Raw genomic sequence first — 17,446 nt, 5'->3', positions numbered from 1 at the left:
TTATTCATCCTTCTGTTGAAGTTGTGTGTGTTGATGATCACGGAGTAATTTCGCGACCCAAACCACCAAAATTAAAATCGGAATTCCAATTAAAGTGGTCATGAGGAAAAAGTTTGGATAACCAATATTGGTCACTATCGTACCCGAATAACCCCCTAAAATTTTAGGTGTCAGGGTCATCAATGAACTAAAAATAGCATACTGCACTGCGGTAAATGAAACGCTAGTCAGACTCGACAAGAACGCAATAAATGCCGCACCTGCCAAACCTGATGCCAAATTATCCACAATAATCGCAAAATATAACCACAAAGAACTATATGGTTTAATCACCTTACCTGTAATCAATACCTCTTGTTGAGCATCAGTAGGTGCGCTAATTGGATCAACCATCAACTCCAAAGCAGACTGTTGGTCAGATACCTGATACACATGGCTGACCTTGAGCGATGAATCCGCATGCAGTTCATTTAATTGGGCTGTAAGTTGTTTATTTTTTGCATTTTGCAATAATTTCCCATCTATCGCAGCACTAAAAATGCCCTGTGCATCAAGTTTAGCTGGAAAAGATTGACCATCTAACCAAACGCTGACAGGCTGATCTGCTTGTAATTGAGCAACATCAACACCCTGAACTTGACCTTTGACAACCACCGATTGCTGCGCTTCTTTAGGACTTAAGGCATTATCTGCGGTCAAAGGGAATAAGATCATCGACTTAGCAGTAGAACCCGTTAAATAAGGCATATCCACCGATGATTTATCTGTAGGATTGTCCGTATACGCAACCGAAGCCTGAACTTGATTGGACTGATGCAGCACCTGAGCGGGAACATGCAGCTTCCAATACCCTACTTCATCCGCCTGTACCTGATAGTGCTGTGTCCCAATAGCGACGTCAACAGACTGCAAAGGCTGACCAGATTTCACCAAGCCAATGAAGATCAAGTTAGTCGAACTTGCAAGAATGGCACCGACAAACATCAGTTTCATGATGTTCATGCGCTGCGCCAGCAAACCACCTAAGAATCCACCTAAAAGACTAAAAATCACCCCGTAAATTTTGACAGCTTCTGCAATCTGCTCTTTGGTGAAGTTTAAGTCCTGATAGAAAACATTAGAGATCACACCCGCGATGATGTCAGAAATACGATAAAATCCAATCAACAACAACAGCACTAAAGCCAGCTTCACTCCATAGCGTTTAAAGAAATCTGCAATTGGATTAACCCAAGTCTCAAACGCCATTTGCTTATTCACAGCACCCATTTTTACCAACAGCGTACCCATCAACAGAGCAGCCGCAGCTGAAGCAATAAAGCGCAATGCTTCAAAGCAAAACAGCAAAAATGAGTCTTTTATGGCTAAGGATGCTTTTAAAGCGTCGATTAAGGTCCCTGAATAGATATACGACAGTACAAAACTGATCACCGCAACAAAGAACACCATGACTAAACGGTAGTAATCCGAACGTTGATAATCTTTGTAGACCCGATTGACCTTCGGCTCCCGAATGATCAAGGTAGTAACAATACCCACCAACATCACTGCCGCCATTGCGAGATAAGTGGTTTTCCATGCAGTGTAAATATAATTGCCTTTTGCTGTGCCTAATGAGGCTGCCAGAAAAAGTGCCCCTGCACCCGCCACAATCATGCCGATCCGATAGCCTGCATTATAGGTGGATGCCAAAACAGTTTGCATTTCGGTTTCCGCCAATTCAATCCGGTAGGCATCAATCACAATATCTTGCGTTGCGGCAGAGAAACCCAACAACACCGCCCCTGCTGCCATTTGATATAAATAGCTCTGACCTAAAGCAGGATCTGAAAATGCCATGATACAAATGGCACAAATAATCAGACACTGCGCGATCAACAACCACGCACGACGACGTCCCAAACGCTGAGTCAAAATGGGAACGGGCAATTCATCAATTAAAGGCGCCCAAACAAACTTAAAGGAATAGCCAAGTGCTGCCCAGCTAAAAAAAGTCACCGCACTTTTATCAATACCCGCTTCACCTAACCACAATGAAAGGCTGGAAAAGATGAGCAAGATTGGGATACCCGCAGAAAAACCGAGGAACAGCATAATTGCCGCTCGCCGATCTAGAAATGCCTGAAATGCAGCTTTCCATCCATTTGCTTGAGTTGTCATTCGGTTATTATTTTCTACAAAAAAATCATGTGTGCTATTCAACCGTTTAAGTACTCGGGTTTCAACAGTATTTATGAAATCATTGCGCTATTTTGATGAGAAAAACAGCGGCATTGCTTGAATTTTTATGTCAAACCTGTATACCTTAAATCTCTACCGCAATATTTTGTTTTGGATTTCACAGTGACCCAAAAACTTGAACAGATGAATTCTTCTTTATCCACCAACCTTTCAAATAATAATTCACGAGATCCGCAAAACCACTTGATTACCGCCTTCGAACAAACAGAAATTCAAAATACGCTGAATCAAACACGTCTAAAACCAGAACAACTCACGCATATCCCGAATTTAACCAATATTCCAACATCGACCAAACGCATTAAACCGCTGAATAATTTTCTGGGTCAAGACCGTGCCCGTGCTTCCGTTGAAGCTGGGATTGCCTTACCTTATTCTGGCTATAATATTTTTGCGGTTGGAACCGCGGGCTTAGGTAAACGCACCATGGTCAAACGCTTGTTACAACAACATGCCAAGACCATGCCGACACCAAATGACTGGATTTATGTCAATAATTTTAAGTCACCACGCCAACCGATTGCACTGCAACTCCCTGCGGGACAAGCACCAAAATTCCAAACCATGTTGCATCAAACATGGCAAACCATCTTGAAGCAACTGGAACGTCGCTTTACGGCGGAAACCTATCACAATCGTATTGAACTGATTCAGCAACAAACAGGTGATGAACAGCAACAAGCCTTGGTCGACTTAACCAAAGAAGGTGCAGAACTCGACCTTAAGCTGGTGACGCGTAACGATGAGCACTGCTTTATTCCTGTTCATATCAAAGATGATCAACTGGTAGAGATGTCCCAACAAGACATTGATGCCTTGAGCAGTAAGCAACGCGCTGAAATTGTCTCCCATATGCGCTATATGGATAAAAAACTTGAGCGTTTAGGATTGCATTTGGGCGATCTGGAAGATGATGCGCGTGACAAAGTTCAAGAACTGAATCGCGAAATCGCCAATCAAGTGGTCATGCCACGCATTGATCTGCTTTTGAATAAGTTTTCAAAAGTTGAAGGCCTGGCAGATTACCTGAAATATTATGCCGAAGACATTATTAACAATGTCGAAATTGTGCTTGAACAAGAAGAAGATGATTTCAGCCCAGGTCTGTTCAGTCGAGTGCCTGCACGCTATCAAGCCAATATTATTGTCACCTACAAACCGAACAGTGGTGCCCCTGTTATTTTTGAAGACTTCCCTACCCATTACAACCTGTTGGGACATGTGGAACAACTGACACAAAATGGCACCATCACCACAGACTTCACCCTGATTCGCCCAGGTGCACTGCATAAAGCCAATGGTGGCTTCTTGATGCTAGAAGCGGAACAGTTACTTGAGCAGCCTTATGCATGGCAAGGTTTGAAACGTGCGCTGAAATCTGGAAAACTCAAACTCTCCTCTTTAGAACATATGTTGACCCTCACGGGCAGCATTTCGATTGAGCCTGAATCAATTCCGCTGAATATCAAGGTCATTTTACTGGCTGAACCAGAAGTCTATTACGAAATTCTGGAACTCGAGCCAGAACTGGGCAGCGTGTTTAAAATTCGTGCCGACTTTACCGATACATTGCAACGCAATGACGACAATGAACAAGCCTATATGCAGCTCATTGCCGACTACGTGCAAGCCGACAAGTTGTTGCCATTTGACCGCTCTGCCTTAGCTGCGCTACTCACGGATTCTAGCCGCCAAGCGGAAGACCAGAGTTCATTGTCTCTACATGCCTTAACTTTGGGTGACTTGATCCGCGAAGCACATCATCATGCTGCACAAGCAGGTGACAAAATGGTGGCAGACCAGCACATTAATACTGCGCTACAGCATCGCCAATATCGTTTGGGGTATTTGCGTGAATTGTATTGGCAAGATCTTTCACGTGGTACACAGCTGATTGAAACTCGCGGTCATCGTCTCGGACAGATTAATGCCCTGTCTGTCATTCACTATGCCGATGTCGAGTTTGGTTTGCCATCTCGCCTGACTGCCTCTGTATATCAAGGCGGTGGTGATATTCTCGATATTGAACGTAGCGTAGAACTTGGCGGTTCATTACATGCCAAAGGCGTATTGTTAATGTCGAGCTTCTTAAAAGCACATTTTGGTCGTGAACAGATTCTGCATTTCTCTGCAGCACTTGCCTTTGAACAAAGCTATGGTCAGGTCGATGGTGACAGTGCAACGGTGGCAGAACTCTCTGCACTCATTTCTGCGATTAGCCAATTACCAATCGATCAGTCATGGGCCATTACAGGTTCGATGAACCAATTGGGTCAGGTACAACCGATTGGTGGTGTAAACGCCAAAATTGAAGGCTTCTTCGATGCCTGTAAATTACAGGGTCTTACAGGCAAGCAAGGGGTTATTATTCCGCGCCAAAACATGCAACATTTGATGTTACGTCAAGATGTGCGTGAAGCTGTAGAACAAGGTCAATTCCACATTCATGCGATTGAAACCATTGATCAAGCGCTTGAAATCTTAATGGCACGCCCAGTTGGAATACTGGATAAAAAAGGTCGTTATAGCAAAGGCTCTATTTACGCTGGCGTCATGGAACAACTTGAATACTGGCAAGCCATCGAAGATGGCGCGGAAATTGAAGAAGAGCCAAAGAAGAAAAAGAAAAAATCCAAAAAGGACAAGAAAAAAGTCAAAGCACCCGCGGAATTAACCGATGAACTCTTGAAAGAAGGGAGTGAAGCAGTCGAAGTGTCGGCAAGTCAACCCAATCTGAATCGCTAATTCTCTACCATGTTGAATATGAAACCAGCCCTCGTGGCTGGTTTTGTGTTTTTAAACACACGACTACAAAATATGCAAACAAGCAATATACAATCGATAAGCTATTTTTTTTAAACATTTTTTTGTTATTGTAGAATGCGAAAAAATTCAAATGAAACTTGAAAATAAAATGTGCATGAATACGGCTAACAATGCACATCACCAACATATGACTGCATAAAATGGGGCAAGGATGCGCGAAACTGATCACGAAATTATTCAATTATTCAAACAACATATGCATCCTCTATCCTCCAAACTGACGGATATGTTGAATGAACATTTTTCCCATCAAACGGAGCGCAGAGGTTGTGGCTATACTCAAGCGACCCGCGTACTGGCTGACTATATCAATACGGCCAGACTCCCTCAGGATTTTAGCGATTTAAAATTATTTGACCAGTTTGATAGCAAAACCCTGAAAACTCTTCTAGAACAATCACAGTTCCAGATCTCAGATTGGCATAATCTCGATCAAAACCCTGCAGCTCAAGCACTGCCTGACTCAACGACCTCAGAACTTAAATCTGAAGTCCAACAGCACATTGTACTACAGCAACAACTACGTAATATTTCTGCACATGCACAACTGGAAGAAAGCAAACTGCTGTGCGACCTGATTAGCGACATTATTTTGCCAAGAAGTACCACGCAGACAGGCTTGGTTGCATTAACCGCCTTACCCGAGAAGCCGAAGGTTGGTTCATGCCCGATGGCGGAAAATTTTTTCCTGAAAATTGCCCATGGTCGTATGCTCAGACAAGGTGAAATCAATATTTTTGTCGATGAACAACAGCAGCCTATTTTATTGGAAAAACTGAATATGGGGGATAACCACTCCTGTATCAGTTTAAAACCTGTATTAATGAATGGCGTGTGTTTACCTGCGGGTTCTTTGTTTTCTGTGGATTACGACCGTGACTTGATTACAGACAAGACACCAAACCAGAAGTTTAAAGGTTTTGTAATGCCCTATTCTGCGATTAATGGTTTCTGGTTTTTACGCCTGACCACGCTTGCAATATCTCCAGAAAATCGTGCACGCGCATTTACCACACATTATCAACAACAAGTCGACAATGGATTGTTTAGCCCAGGAACAACCCAACTTCAACAATTACAGGATATTGCTTTAATGCAAATCCAAGGTTAACCCCATGCTTCAGGTCTGTTACTCTCCTCAGTACTATGCACAAACTCATACCAACAGTATGGAAAAATTAACTGCGGTTGCTGAAGCATTAAAACCTTTGGGCATTGCACAGTTTCATGTCCCTGAGCATTTACCGTTAGAGATTTTTAAGCAGTTGCATGCCCCTGAATATGTCGATGCCTTTCATACGGGTACACCTGAAAAAATGGCAACTTTTCAAGGCTTCAAACCTTGGAATACGCAACTCCGTGATGCAGTTTATCAAATCAATTCGGGGCAAATTCTTGCCGCAGAACTGGCGTGGAAACACCAAATTTCTGCCAATATTGCTCAAGGATTTCATCATGCCGTGTATGAGTTTGGCAGCTCATTTTGCACCTTTAATGGTTTAGCCCTGATTGCAGAGCAATTCCCAGACAAACGCATCTTTGTCTTGGATTGTGATCAGCACGGCGGAAATGGTACGGCGGAATTCACCAAACGCTATGACAATCTATTTAACTACAGTATTTATGGGCTTGCCTTTGGTTGCCCGACCTATGAACGTGCCGAGACAAGTCACGTACATAAACATAGAGGGAACTTTAGCCAGTATATTTTAGCGATTCATGATGCGTTCAAACGCGCTATGGAATGGAATGCAGATCTGATTGTCTATCAGGCGGGCATGGATTGTCATCAGGATGATCCTTGTGGATCTTCTTGGTTTAGTACTGAACTGATTGAAAAACGCGATGAAATGATTTTTCGGCTGGCAAAAAAGAACAATATTCCCTTGATGTTTGTCTTAGCGGGTGGCTATCAGGCTTTGCCCGAGTTGGTCGAACTGCATGTCAGTACCTTTAAAACAGCATATGAAACCTACTATTCCAAAACCTAAGCTACAAATAAAAATGCCAATGTGAAATCACATTGGCATTTAAAAAGTTCAGATTCTATTAAGAAAAATCTAGGCCTTTTTCAAAACCTTTTAATTCATAACGCGCCATCGCCAAGTTTGATTTAGAGCGATCAAGAACCAAATACAAGAATAAAGTCTCATTGGTATCTAATGGACGGATCAAGTGGTATTGCTTGCCTAAAGTAATCAAAATATCTTCAATATCATCATTCAGTTGCAAAGCTTTCGCTACTTTACGCTTAGAACGAATTACTTCTGTATTACCAGCCGCAGCAAGTTCTAAATCTACGCCATTCCCCTGAGTAGCTAAAGCAAGACCACTGTCGCTGTCTACCAGCGCTGCTGCTACAAAACCATCTAAACTTGTTAAAGCATCTAGACTAACACGTGCCATTTCTTGCTTCCTCTTGATATGGGAATTACCCCGTTAAAATTATTGCTAGGCGCAGATTTTTTATAGGCCAAGTTTTTTTCGTAATTTTCCAATAAAACTACGCAATTTGTGACGTTGACCAGATTCTACTTGTTTTGTATCTTCCTGAAACTTCACTTCATTTTGATCTACAAAACGCCCCAATTGCAGTAGAACAGCACAAGATACAAAATTCAATATCCGATCATGACTTAAATCTAAAAACTGTTTTACATCGCTTATTTTTGCACCATGCGAGAAACAAGCTGCCATTTTTAGGTATTCTTTACGCTTCAAATCACGTTCAAATTGTGGCCAAATCTCCAGTTTAAAATTTTGCTTCAGCGCTACATGAGGTAATTCCAAAGCGTTAGATTGATTGACCACTTTCCATAACCACGCTCTTAAATCATGCACCTCTTTGTTCAGCGTGACTTCTTGCACAAATTGAGCGGTCGCATAAGTCTGATTCAGCGTTGCATTAAATTGAATGCTTTTACCCGCTTCTACCCAAACACGCTCAGTCCGCGTATCAATCAGTGCCAGAAAACCTTGTGCATCATACAACTGAATAAATCCATTTCGAGGTGTGAAAATTTCAGTCATCACCCGTTCAAGCGAAACTTCAGCTTGAGGCTTATAGGACGGTGATATGACTGTTTTTCTCGGCTCCATCATCGGCATGGCAAACTTCATAGCACCTTCAGGCAATAACTTATCAGACAACCACTCATGTAAATGTTCTAAATCTGAAAAGGGGTAAAATAACTGATCACCAATAATACGCCCCGCATGTTCAACTTTTTTGACGAGACGCAAATACGCAATGCGCTGATCATTGAGCACCTTTTGAATGCCAGGTGCATTGAAGAACACATCATTGACCAGCAATAAATCAATTTTATTTTCTGCCAGATTGACCCATTTCACCTGAATCGAAGAAGGAAGTGCGAGTAATACCTGCGTTTTAATCTGATCTAATGTACTTAGACTTAATCCGAATACTGCAATATTTAAGATGTTCTTCATTGCCAATTAACCATAATTTTCAAGATTTAAAAACACATCCATGCACTACTGAACCCATCTTTGGGTACATCATTCATCTCATTCAAATAGATGCCACAGCGAAATCCATTTGAGCCAACGCTTCACTTAATTTTTGGAAGTGATAGCGCATTTGCCCAATTAACAAATCATTGTCCGTCACTGCAATTAACACCATTGGAAATTGAGGATGGTTCACCGCAGAAAGGAACACTTTTCCATTTTCTGCATCCAGTGTGATGGCTTGACAACCGACCAATTTAATTTCGGAAATAAACGCTGTAACCATCGCCATAATCGAACTACTGACTGCCGCAATTTTGCCGTGATTATCCAAATTCTTTTTTGAAGCTGTTGCCAACTCAAAGCCATCGGAAGAACACAGCATGACAAATTCAATTCCACTTATTTCATGCAAGAAGTTTTGCACTTGCACACGGCATTGCTCTTTAATTGCTTGCGGTATTTCACGTGCAAAGGACATGACTACTCCCCTTAATTCACAGCCAGCGTTTGGCATTCAAGCATGGCAATCAAGGATTCGATTAGCAGTAAAACATCATCTTTTACACGTGCATCTACAGCAAAAACAGGATAGTTTTTATGATGAATTTGCATCCAGTCACGATAAACCTTGAGCTTTAAGTCATCTACCTGATCCATATGAGTAATACCAATCACAATATTGGAACCATATTTTTCAAATGCACTTAAATAGAATTCGAGATCTAGCAATCGTTCTGCTCGACTATGATCGATTAACACCACAATGCCAATCGCACCTTTACAGACAATTGACCACATAAAATCGAAACGGTCTTGCCCTGGGGTGCCATAGAGACCTATCAGGGTGCCATCCTCTAAAGCAATTTCGCCATAATCGATGCCGACCGTCGTCAAAAGCTTAGAGTGTGCTTCAATATCGGTATTGACCGCTTCAGTACTAATGACATTTACGTCAGAGATCGCCTTAATTGCAGCCGACTTCCCTGCTCCCATCGTCCCACCAAAAACAATTTTGTACTGTTGCAAGATCATGAATCAGCTCAATTATTAAAATGTGATTTACCTCACATTATATATAAAATAACTTGCATAAAACATCAACAATCCAACATTTATTAAATTTTTTGTTACATATTCCCTTATTTTTTATAGGGTTTTTATCTTTACTATTTGAAGAAAAATTCTTCAAAAATTTAATAACCATCTGTTTTTAATAAAATTTTAATTTAAGAAATCTATTCCATAAATTTTATATTGGATTGGCATTTTTGTTCACCCTAAAGAAACACCATTTTTTCGACATAAATCACTGTATTCATTAGATTAATTTAATTTTAAAAAGGTTTATTTAATCCTATTTAATAATCATTTAACTGTATGATCGACTTTTATTACATCATATCGAATCAAGACCATCATTGAGCCTTATTATAAATAGGTTGGAATACTCATATTTTCCTACTTTTAACGATCAAGTCTAATTTGCATTTTCTTATATTTTTTTACTAACAATTACATATACTTAACATTTTTAGATCATTATTTCGTCATTTTTACTTTATATTTTGTCTATCCCTATGCGGATAAAACAACTAAAAGGAAACTTCTTATGAATAAATTACTTGTTGCTTTAGGTCTTGCTGCTGCTGTTACTTTGGTTGGATGTAGTAAAGAAAAACCACCTGAAACGGGTGCCACCACAGGTGAACATTTAGAAAATGCCGCTGAACAAGCAGGTCATGACATGCAAAATGCTGCAAGTGAGGCTGCTGCACAGACTGAAGCTGCGGCAAATGATGCTGCAAACAAAATTGATGCCGCAACAGACGAAGCTGCTGCTAAAACTGAAGCTGCTGCGAATGATGTAAAAGATGCTGCCAAAGATGCAACCGCTCATGTAGCGGGTGCAGTTGAACAAGGTGCTGGTGATGTGAAAGAGAAAGCACAACAGTAAGCTGACTGAACTCAAAAAACACCCTTTTATAGGGTGTTTTTTTATGATGAATCGTTAATACTTACAGAAGAATAATCAAAAGAAACCTAAGCCAGAACAAACTCATCATGCGTATATTAATTGCCTTAATTCATATTTCTCGATTAAATAATGAATATTATTTGCATATTTTTAAGCGCTTAGGCACAGTGAAATAAACATAAGGAGCCTAAGCATGTCATTATTAGAACGACTAGAAATTAAACATCCCATTTTTTTAGCCCCTATGGCAGGCGTTTCCACACCGGCACTCGCAGCTGAAGTTTCTAATCAAGGTGGATTGGGTTCTTTAGGCTTAGGTGCGAGTAGCATTTCTGCTGCACGCGCGCAAATACTCGCCACTCAAGCTTTGACTGATGCACCTTTCCAAGTCAATTTTTTCTGTCATCACAGTGAAAAACTAAATCCTGAGATTACAGCACAATGGCTCAACTACTTAGCGCCACAATTTGAGCACTTCAATGTGCCTGTTCCAGAAAAACTAGAATGTATATATCCAAGTTTTTTAGACCATGATGATTTTTTAAATCTTGTACTGGAAACTCGCCCCAAAGCGGTGAGTTTCCATTTTGGAATTCCGCATGCACATCAAATTGCTGCTTTAAAAGCGGCAGGTATTCTGACCATGGTCTCTGCCACCAACTTACCTGAAGCACAAGCCATTGAAGCTGCTGGTATAGACATGATTATTGCCCAAGGCATTGAGGCAGGTGGGCATCGTGGGATATTCAATCAGCATATTGATAGTGCAATTAAAACTTCCGATCTGGTTCAATTGCTCAGCAAAAATTGTGGTATTCCCATTATTGCCGCGGGTGGCATCATGAAAGGGCAACAAGCCCGCCAAATGCTACAACTCGGTGCCCAAGCCGTACAACTGGGCACGGCCTTTGTACAATGTAAAAGCTCAAATGCCAATACTGTGTATCGCAAGGCTTTATTTGACTCACCAATTACCCAAATCACGGACAGTATTTCGGGTCGTCCCGCACGTGGCCTAATTAATCAATGGCATACCGAAATTGATCTACCACTACGCCCTACTGTTCCTGCCTATCCCTATACTTATGATCTCGCTAAGCAATTACATGCTGCTGCCAGCCAACATGGCGAACATGGCTATGGCGCATTTTGGGCAGGCTCTAATGTGGCGCAAATTCGTGAACTGGAAGCGGCTGATCTCATCAACCAACTGGTCTTAGAATTGAGCCAAACTTTATAAAGAAAAGCCCAGCGAACGCTGGGCTTTGAATATGTGATGACTTTTAAACATCAAGTAAGTTAATTTGCTCGACTTGCACATCATGCATGGTTTGTCCTTCGTTTAAGAGCAAATTGAAATACTCTTCAACCACTTTAGCCTGTGCTGCTGTGGTTTCAACTTTATACATATTTTGACGGAACTCATTGCTTGCGCGTAGACCTTTGGTGTACCAAGCAATGTGTTTGCGCGCGATTCGGCACCCCGAATATTCACCATAAAATTGATACAACTCAGTAAGATGTCCGAGTAGAACCTCTTTCACTTCAGCAATTTGTGGCGCAGCCATGTGCTGTCCAGTTTTTAAATAATGTGCAATTTCTCTAAAAATCCAAGGTCGTCCTTGCGCGGCACGTCCAATCATAATCGCATCGGCACCAGTATAGTCCAACACGTATTGTGCTTTCTCTGGGCTATCAATATCACCATTAGCAATTACTGGAATACTAAGTAGTTGTTTAACTTCCTTAATTAAGCCATAACGTGCAGTATTTAAATACATATCTTCACGGGTACGCCCATGCAACGCCAATGCTGCAATTCCCGCCTGCTCAGCTCTTTGTGCCACGCGCATAATATTTTCATGACCGTTTAAGAAACCTAAACGTGTTTTCAGCGTGACAGGCACATCAACTGCTGCAACAACTTCATCTAAAATCCGTGCCACCAAATCTTCATCTTGCAGCAACGCCGAACCAGCGAGCTTATTACAGACTTTCTTGGCAGGACAGCCCATATTAATATCAACAATTTGCGCCCCATTGGCGACTTGATATCGTGCTGCTTCAGCCAAATCTTTCGGATCTGAGCCCGCGATTTGTGCCGATATTGGTGCCAGTTCCCCATCAAAATTCGCCCGATACAAGCTTTTTTTGCTCATACGCAAGGTTTTATCTGCCGTCATCATTTCACTGACCGCGTGTCCTGCGCCAAAGTATTTACACAGAGTACGAAATGGACGATCCGTCACACCTGCCATCGGGGCAACAAAAATAGGGGAATGCTTTGATTTATCAAACAATTCTTCAATTACGTTGTTTTTACTCAATTTTCACTTTCCCATATTCTCAAAGGTTTTACATCATTTTCAATCATTCTTAACTATTCTTTACGCCTTATTTGCGCCATAATCACCATCGTGGCGTAAATCTAACTTTATGGCGTAAATATGGGAACAATTGCAGAACGAACTACAGCTGATGGTAAAACTCGATACAGAGCTCAAATACGAATAACTCGTAAAGGCTTACCACCATTTATTAAAACAAGAACTTTTGCAAAAGAGTCGTTAGCCAAAGAATGGATTAAACGACTTGAAGCAGAGATTCTGGTCAATCCTGCTATTCTAAATCCAGAAGCTAAGGTTGTGTCAAAAACTTTAGAACAATTCATCATTCAATATTTAGATGAAATTAGTGATGAATTTGCCGATACCAAGTCTGCAGCACTTAAAAATATCTGTAATTATGATATTGCCCATAAAGATGCTTACACCCTTTCACGTCAAGATTTTTCATCATTTGCCATTGAACGACGCAAAGGCAATCCAATTGAAATGATAGATGGCGTTGCCCCAGCAACTGCATTAAAAGATTTATCCCATATTTCATCAGTCTTAAATCATGCAGAACTTGTATGGGGTGAAGATGTTGCTCATGCTAAGAATGAATTATCTCACTCACTTATCGGTCTAAAAAAAGCACGTATTGTTACTAAATCAAAGGAACGTGATCGTTTAATCACATCAGAAGAACTTCATATTCTGACCAATCACTTTTATAAAGGCTGGAAGCGAGTTCGCAATGCCATTCCTATGCACCTGGTCATGTGGCTTGCGATCTATACAGGTCGTCGTGAAGGCGAACTATGTGAAATGCGTTTAGATGATTTTGACAAAAAAAATAGTCAATGGAAGATCAGGGACGTTAAAAATCCAGATGGATCCAAAGGAAATCATAAGTTTGCACATTTAGAACCTAATGCCCTCCTCATTATTGAGGAATTACTTGAACCTTCTACTCGAAAAAGAATGCTCGAGCTGGGTTATAGTGATGAACTTTTATTGCCTGTCAATGTGCAGACAGTCAGTGATTATTTTCGTAGAGCATGTCGTTTAAATGGAATTGAAGATTTAAGGTTCCATGATTTACGCCATGAAGCTGCTACACGCTATGCAGAGGATGGCTTTACGATACCGCAACTACAAACGATTACATTACATTCATCATGGAATAGTCTTAAACGGTATGTAAATCTAAGAAAACGTGGCGAACGTTTAGATTACCAGACAGCTATTCAATTTGCTCGACAACAATATGACGATAATTATTCTAAATTTGCTTTAAAGCAAAGGTATGTATCAGCAGCTGATATTGCGGATGCAGAGGAAGCTTATTCTCAAGTTCAAACACCTGACGTTATAAATACTGAATTTTCTTTTATTAAAGAACAGTTGGAAAGATTTATGAAATCATTCCGCCCGACTAAAAGTGTTAAAGATATGTATAAAGAAAAATCCAATATACAGAACATATTTGCATGGAATGATGTGCAACAGTCTTTTGTGGTCCCATACATACAAAATGCTTGGGAAAATTGGTTTAATGATAATGGGACTATTGATTGGAAACAGCTTCCAAATGATACGACTCACTTTAGCATCAAAGGGTTAGACGTATTAAAAATTGAAGATGAGCGTGTGTACAAATGGGAAAAAGAAATAGAAAAATGGTTTGATATTACTAAATATTTTGATGCTGATATTTCAAATCTTATCAAAAAATAAACCCTCAATTGAGGGTTCCATTTTGTTCTGGCCAACTTTCATTTAATCGCCTGACATCAATGACGTGTCCATCAGCTTTTTCTGCCAAAAGCCTATATTCTGTTGTGCAACTTTCGAGTAATTCTGAGTTGGCAATGGTGTAGTTAATGATGGTTTGCTTGGGAGCACTGGACAAACGTTTGTTGGCTTCACTGAGTTGCTTTGACATGCTATCAGCTGAAAACTGAGCATTACGAGCATCAATATTGGCAGCTTGGATTTGTTTAATTGCATTTTGTTCAACCTCTATAATCTTAGCTGACCATGTTTGCATTATGGTTGCTTTTTCCACTTGAGCCTGATCAATTGCATCTTGATAAGGCTTAATAGCATCTGCTACTGCTTTAATTTTAACTTTTTCAGCATTTGCCAGTTTTCCAGCAAGAGAATTGGCATAAAAAGCATATCCAAAAATAAAGATCATCAAGACTAAAATGATGTATTTGTAAAATTTACCTAGCACGGCATCAATCATTTAAACCACCCCTTAATCATGGAAAGTTTATTTTTACGATCTTCAAAGCCGTTGTATCCACCATTGATGCGGCGCGTAATAGTTCTTAAATCATCTTGATCTGCCAATACGTTCAGCCCATTGTCAGCCCAGAACTTGCAAGCGACCATCAACCCGATGCTTGGGATTGCCACAATTTCAGGATTGTTCTCAAAGTCGATGCCAAGCTGTTGACCGTATTTGCGGTAGTTTGCACGGCCAGTCAATTGAATTGGTCCTCGACCTTTATAACGCACACCGTCGCCTTTGTTTACATTACCTAAGTCTTTTCGACCTTCATAAGCTGCACCTGAAGCAATTTCTTCCATATAGCGAAAATTTCCGCTTTCATGAGCAAGTTGAGCAAAGAAATGACAAAAGCGTAACTGCGTCTTGATTGAATATGTCTCTAAGTGCACATTTGCTGCTAATGCTAATTCAGTAGCTCGTGCAGGATTAGCACCAAGTTTTTGAAATACAGCTGTTAAAGTATTACGCCCAAGAATTCCATCAGCTTTCACGCCAACGGCTTTTTGAAGTTGTGTAATATCAAGAGTATTCATCAATTTTTCCCACCTTTACCATTACTAAGTATTGAAATAAAGGCAGCTTTGACCTCACTAATAACCTCGGATAAAGGCTTACCCTGCATCAGTGCAATGGACTGATAAAGAATGCCAATCCCTAATAATCCAAAAACTGCAAACATAAGCATCACAAAGCCTTGAGCCATGTGAGAATATTTTGATAATTCGTAATATTCAATAAATGCTGAACCGCCATAAAGGCTGACTGAAACGCTGAATAAAAACTTGCCTATAACACCCAAAGAAACTTGAATTTTTCCGTTTTTATCAATGTCACCACTTAATACCAGGGCAAGAATAGCCCCCACTACGGCAGGCACAACTTTGATGATCCATGGAATTGTGTTTTCTTGCATAACTTGCCCCGAAATAAAACTCTACTTTATTTCGTAGAGTTTTATTTAAAGGTGGTTATTTAGCGAACCTTACAGGGGGTTGATACTGCTCTAAAATTAATCTATCGTAATTTCATATAATTATTATCTTTGAGATGCGCATGAGTGTATTAAAAATTACAACATTTATTTTACTGTGTATTCCAGTAAATCTATATGCAGGGGTTTACAAATGGGTTGATGCAAAAGGTAATGTTACCTATTCAAGTAAGCCACCACCTAAGGGTGCTAAGCAACAGAATATAGAAACTTTACGATCGTTGGGTACAACCAGTACACCAGCACCTAAACAAACTTATCGCTCTAATTCATCCATTCCTGACACGTATGTAAATCACTATCAGGGCACTCGTCAAAATACTTATACTGTGCCTCGTCAGCCTACACGCTCTGCTGAAGATGAAGCATTAAGACAAAAAATTATTCAGGAAGCCAGCACACCTTATAAAGGAGCTGGTGGTAGATTAACGGCTAATCAGCAACGAACTTTAGCAGCAATGAATGGTGTAAATGTATCGAGTGGTGATAGTTATTCAAACTCAAATAGCTCCTACTCAGCACCAATGCCTCAACGTCAACCATCCACAATAACCAACTGTGATGGCGCAGGATGTTGGGGTTCAGATGGCACACGCTATAATCGTGGTGCAGGTGACACTTATTTCCCTTCTACTGGTGGCTCATGCCAAAATGTCGGCGGACAAATGCAGTGTAATTAAATTTTCTTATAATTAAAGCCGACTTAATGTCGGCTTTTTTTACTTTTGTGCTTTGTAATTAGTGGCTTTAACAAGCTCATCAATATAATTATCTATATCGGGTGGTAATTCTAACTCGACCCCCTTGTTTGATTTAATAATCGAAAAAAGCATATTCATAGCTAAAGCAAATGCACGGTCATTACTAGGTTGATCTTGCTCAAAACTTTTCTCAAGGCGAGCGACAATCTCCGCATTAAGGGAACGGTTCATATCTTTAGCAGAAGCAAACAATTTTTCTTTTAATTCTGGTGGCATACGCAACTTGTGTTGTGTCCCAGTATCTCTTGTTTCCATTGTTTTAAGACCTTTAAAAATATTTTTATATGATAGTCACCCAAATGGTTATTGACAAGTCACCAAAAGGGTGACAACATCAAGTCACCCAAATGGTGACTTGTGAGGTGTATAGTGGGTGACATTACAACAGAATGCTTAAAGAGAGAGCCAAGAGGTGAGCAAGCGATAAAAATTCGTTTCCCACCAGAAATTCATCAGTGGCTTAAAGAAACTGCTAAAAAAAATGATCGTTCAATGACTTACTTAGTACAAAGAGCAGTCAAGCTAATGAAACAGGAAATGGAGCTTTAA

General features: G+C 40.4%; 18 protein-coding genes. 8 read left to right on the top strand and 10 right to left on the bottom strand.

Annotated elements, in window-relative coordinates; genetic code table 11:
• Positions 1–2,160, bottom strand: coding sequence for an AmpG family muropeptide MFS transporter (locus tag ACWQ4X_RS02970; RefSeq protein WP_457902658.1), 2,160 nt, complete (start codon positions 2,158–2,160; stop codon positions 1–3).
• 183 nt (positions 2,161–2,343) lie between these two features.
• Here ACWQ4X_RS02970 and ACWQ4X_RS02965 point away from each other — a divergent pair, with 183 nt between their 5' ends.
• The 3 genes from ACWQ4X_RS02965 (at position 2,344) to ACWQ4X_RS02955 (ending at position 7,058) form a co-directional block, all read left to right on the top strand.
• Entirely contained in the window at positions 2,344–4,986 is a 2,643-nt protein-coding gene (locus ACWQ4X_RS02965) for a Lon protease family protein (protein WP_457902657.1), read from the top strand.
• Between the two features lie 232 nt (positions 4,987–5,218).
• A complete protein-coding gene (locus ACWQ4X_RS02960; protein WP_457902656.1) occupies positions 5,219–6,178 on the top strand; it encodes a hypothetical protein in 960 nt (319 codons plus the stop codon).
• A gap of 4 nt (positions 6,179–6,182) precedes the next feature.
• Positions 6,183–7,058: a histone deacetylase gene (locus ACWQ4X_RS02955; protein WP_457902655.1), complete on the top strand. Its 876-nt coding sequence runs from the start codon at positions 6,183–6,185 to the stop codon at positions 7,056–7,058.
• 58 nt (positions 7,059–7,116) lie between these two features.
• Here ACWQ4X_RS02955 and ACWQ4X_RS02950 read toward each other — a convergent pair whose 3' ends face one another.
• The 4 genes from ACWQ4X_RS02950 to ACWQ4X_RS02935 all read right to left on the bottom strand — a co-directional run bounded on the left by ACWQ4X_RS02950 (position 7,117) and on the right by ACWQ4X_RS02935 (position 9,576).
• Entirely contained in the window at positions 7,117–7,473 is a 357-nt protein-coding gene (locus ACWQ4X_RS02950) for a roadblock/LC7 domain-containing protein (RefSeq protein ID WP_100242903.1), read from the bottom strand.
• A 60-nt stretch (positions 7,474–7,533) separates the two neighbouring features.
• Complete coding sequence (locus ACWQ4X_RS02945) at positions 7,534–8,520, bottom strand: hypothetical protein (protein ID WP_457902654.1); 987 nt, start codon at positions 8,518–8,520, stop codon at positions 7,534–7,536.
• Positions 8,521–8,602: 82 nt separating this feature from the next.
• Positions 8,603–9,022 (bottom strand): roadblock/LC7 domain-containing protein, encoded by a 420-nt coding sequence (locus tag ACWQ4X_RS02940; RefSeq protein ID WP_457902653.1) that lies wholly within the window; start codon positions 9,020–9,022, stop codon positions 8,603–8,605.
• Positions 9,023–9,033: 11 nt separating this feature from the next.
• Positions 9,034–9,576 (bottom strand): GTP-binding protein, encoded by a 543-nt coding sequence (locus ACWQ4X_RS02935; protein WP_142768263.1) that lies wholly within the window; start codon positions 9,574–9,576, stop codon positions 9,034–9,036.
• A gap of 577 nt (positions 9,577–10,153) precedes the next feature.
• On the opposite strand from ACWQ4X_RS02935, the gene ACWQ4X_RS02930 reads away from it, so the two are divergent.
• Both ACWQ4X_RS02930 and ACWQ4X_RS02925 read left to right on the top strand, forming a co-directional pair.
• A complete protein-coding gene (locus ACWQ4X_RS02930; RefSeq protein WP_100242907.1) occupies positions 10,154–10,498 on the top strand; it encodes a hypothetical protein in 345 nt (114 codons plus the stop codon).
• A gap of 214 nt (positions 10,499–10,712) precedes the next feature.
• Positions 10,713–11,759 carry an NAD(P)H-dependent flavin oxidoreductase gene (locus ACWQ4X_RS02925; protein WP_457902652.1) on the top strand — a complete coding sequence of 349 codons (1,047 nt, stop codon included), beginning with the start codon at positions 10,713–10,715 and terminating at the stop codon, positions 11,757–11,759.
• 43 nt (positions 11,760–11,802) lie between these two features.
• Here the strand turns inward: ACWQ4X_RS02925 and dusB are convergent, their stop codons facing one another.
• Positions 11,803–12,819, bottom strand: a complete 1,017-nt coding sequence (gene dusB / locus ACWQ4X_RS02920; protein ID WP_457902676.1) for a tRNA dihydrouridine synthase DusB — start codon at positions 12,817–12,819, stop codon at positions 11,803–11,805.
• Positions 12,820–12,966: 147 nt separating this feature from the next.
• Between dusB and ACWQ4X_RS02915 the strand changes: the two genes are divergently transcribed.
• Entirely contained in the window at positions 12,967–14,583 is a 1,617-nt protein-coding gene (locus ACWQ4X_RS02915) for a tyrosine-type recombinase/integrase (RefSeq protein WP_457902651.1), read from the top strand.
• A gap of 4 nt (positions 14,584–14,587) precedes the next feature.
• On the opposite strand, the gene ACWQ4X_RS02910 is transcribed toward ACWQ4X_RS02915, so the two are convergent.
• The 3 genes from ACWQ4X_RS02910 to ACWQ4X_RS02900 are packed head-to-tail and all read right to left on the bottom strand — an operon-like array spanning position 14,588 to position 16,058.
• The gene (locus ACWQ4X_RS02910; protein WP_457902650.1) at positions 14,588–15,097 is read right to left on the bottom strand and encodes a hypothetical protein; all 510 of its coding nucleotides are present in this window, start codon (positions 15,095–15,097) and stop codon (positions 14,588–14,590) included.
• A complete protein-coding gene (locus ACWQ4X_RS02905; RefSeq protein WP_457902649.1) occupies positions 15,094–15,678 on the bottom strand; it encodes a glycoside hydrolase family 19 protein in 585 nt (194 codons plus the stop codon). Before ACWQ4X_RS02905 ends, ACWQ4X_RS02910 begins: the two co-directional genes overlap by 4 nt.
• Positions 15,678–16,058: an SLAC1 family transporter gene (locus ACWQ4X_RS02900; RefSeq protein ID WP_042890510.1), complete on the bottom strand. Its 381-nt coding sequence runs from the start codon at positions 16,056–16,058 to the stop codon at positions 15,678–15,680. Before ACWQ4X_RS02900 ends, ACWQ4X_RS02905 begins: the two co-directional genes overlap by 1 nt.
• 140 nt (positions 16,059–16,198) lie before the next feature.
• Between ACWQ4X_RS02900 and ACWQ4X_RS02895 the strand changes: the two genes are divergently transcribed.
• Positions 16,199–16,816, top strand: a complete 618-nt coding sequence (locus tag ACWQ4X_RS02895) for a DUF4124 domain-containing protein (protein WP_457902648.1) — start codon at positions 16,199–16,201, stop codon at positions 16,814–16,816.
• A gap of 39 nt (positions 16,817–16,855) precedes the next feature.
• On the opposite strand, the gene ACWQ4X_RS02890 is transcribed toward ACWQ4X_RS02895, so the two are convergent.
• The gene (locus tag ACWQ4X_RS02890) at positions 16,856–17,152 is read right to left on the bottom strand and encodes an Arc family DNA-binding protein (RefSeq protein ID WP_151835261.1); all 297 of its coding nucleotides are present in this window, start codon (positions 17,150–17,152) and stop codon (positions 16,856–16,858) included.
• Positions 17,153–17,266: 114 nt separating this feature from the next.
• On the opposite strand from ACWQ4X_RS02890, the gene ACWQ4X_RS02885 reads away from it, so the two are divergent.
• The gene (locus ACWQ4X_RS02885) at positions 17,267–17,446 is read left to right on the top strand and encodes a hypothetical protein (protein WP_151835262.1); all 180 of its coding nucleotides are present in this window, start codon (positions 17,267–17,269) and stop codon (positions 17,444–17,446) included.

It is taken from the genome of Acinetobacter sp. NigerLNRRAM0016, from assembly GCF_054112845.1.
The sequence above is the reverse complement of the archived record's forward strand: the minus strand, read 5'-3'. Positions and strand labels throughout refer to the sequence as shown.

Excerpts from the sequence above, each read along its gene's own strand:
- ACWQ4X_RS02970 (WP_457902658.1), bottom strand. The coding sequence starts at position 2,160 with ATGACAACTCAAGCAAATGGATGGAAAGCTGCATTTCAGGCATTTCTA.
- ACWQ4X_RS02960 (WP_457902656.1), top strand. The coding sequence starts at position 5,219 with ATGCGCGAAACTGATCACGAAATTATTCAATTATTCAAACAACATATG.
- ACWQ4X_RS02955 (WP_457902655.1), top strand. The coding sequence starts at position 6,183 with ATGCTTCAGGTCTGTTACTCTCCTCAGTACTATGCACAAACTCATACC.
- ACWQ4X_RS02950 (WP_100242903.1), bottom strand. The coding sequence starts at position 7,473 with ATGGCACGTGTTAGTCTAGATGCTTTAACAAGTTTAGATGGTTTTGTA.
- ACWQ4X_RS02945 (WP_457902654.1), bottom strand. The coding sequence starts at position 8,520 with ATGAAGAACATCTTAAATATTGCAGTATTCGGATTAAGTCTAAGTACA.
- ACWQ4X_RS02940 (WP_457902653.1), bottom strand. The coding sequence starts at position 9,022 with ATGTCCTTTGCACGTGAAATACCGCAAGCAATTAAAGAGCAATGCCGT.
- ACWQ4X_RS02935 (WP_142768263.1), bottom strand. The coding sequence starts at position 9,576 with ATGATCTTGCAACAGTACAAAATTGTTTTTGGTGGGACGATGGGAGCA.
- ACWQ4X_RS02930 (WP_100242907.1), top strand. The coding sequence starts at position 10,154 with ATGAATAAATTACTTGTTGCTTTAGGTCTTGCTGCTGCTGTTACTTTG.
- ACWQ4X_RS02925 (WP_457902652.1), top strand. The coding sequence starts at position 10,713 with ATGTCATTATTAGAACGACTAGAAATTAAACATCCCATTTTTTTAGCC.
- ACWQ4X_RS02915 (WP_457902651.1), top strand. The coding sequence starts at position 12,967 with ATGGGAACAATTGCAGAACGAACTACAGCTGATGGTAAAACTCGATAC.
- ACWQ4X_RS02910 (WP_457902650.1), bottom strand. The coding sequence starts at position 15,097 with ATGATTGATGCCGTGCTAGGTAAATTTTACAAATACATCATTTTAGTC.
- ACWQ4X_RS02905 (WP_457902649.1), bottom strand. The coding sequence starts at position 15,678 with ATGAATACTCTTGATATTACACAACTTCAAAAAGCCGTTGGCGTGAAA.
- ACWQ4X_RS02900 (WP_042890510.1), bottom strand. The coding sequence starts at position 16,058 with ATGCAAGAAAACACAATTCCATGGATCATCAAAGTTGTGCCTGCCGTA.
- ACWQ4X_RS02895 (WP_457902648.1), top strand. The coding sequence starts at position 16,199 with ATGAGTGTATTAAAAATTACAACATTTATTTTACTGTGTATTCCAGTA.
- ACWQ4X_RS02890 (WP_151835261.1), bottom strand. The coding sequence starts at position 17,152 with ATGGAAACAAGAGATACTGGGACACAACACAAGTTGCGTATGCCACCA.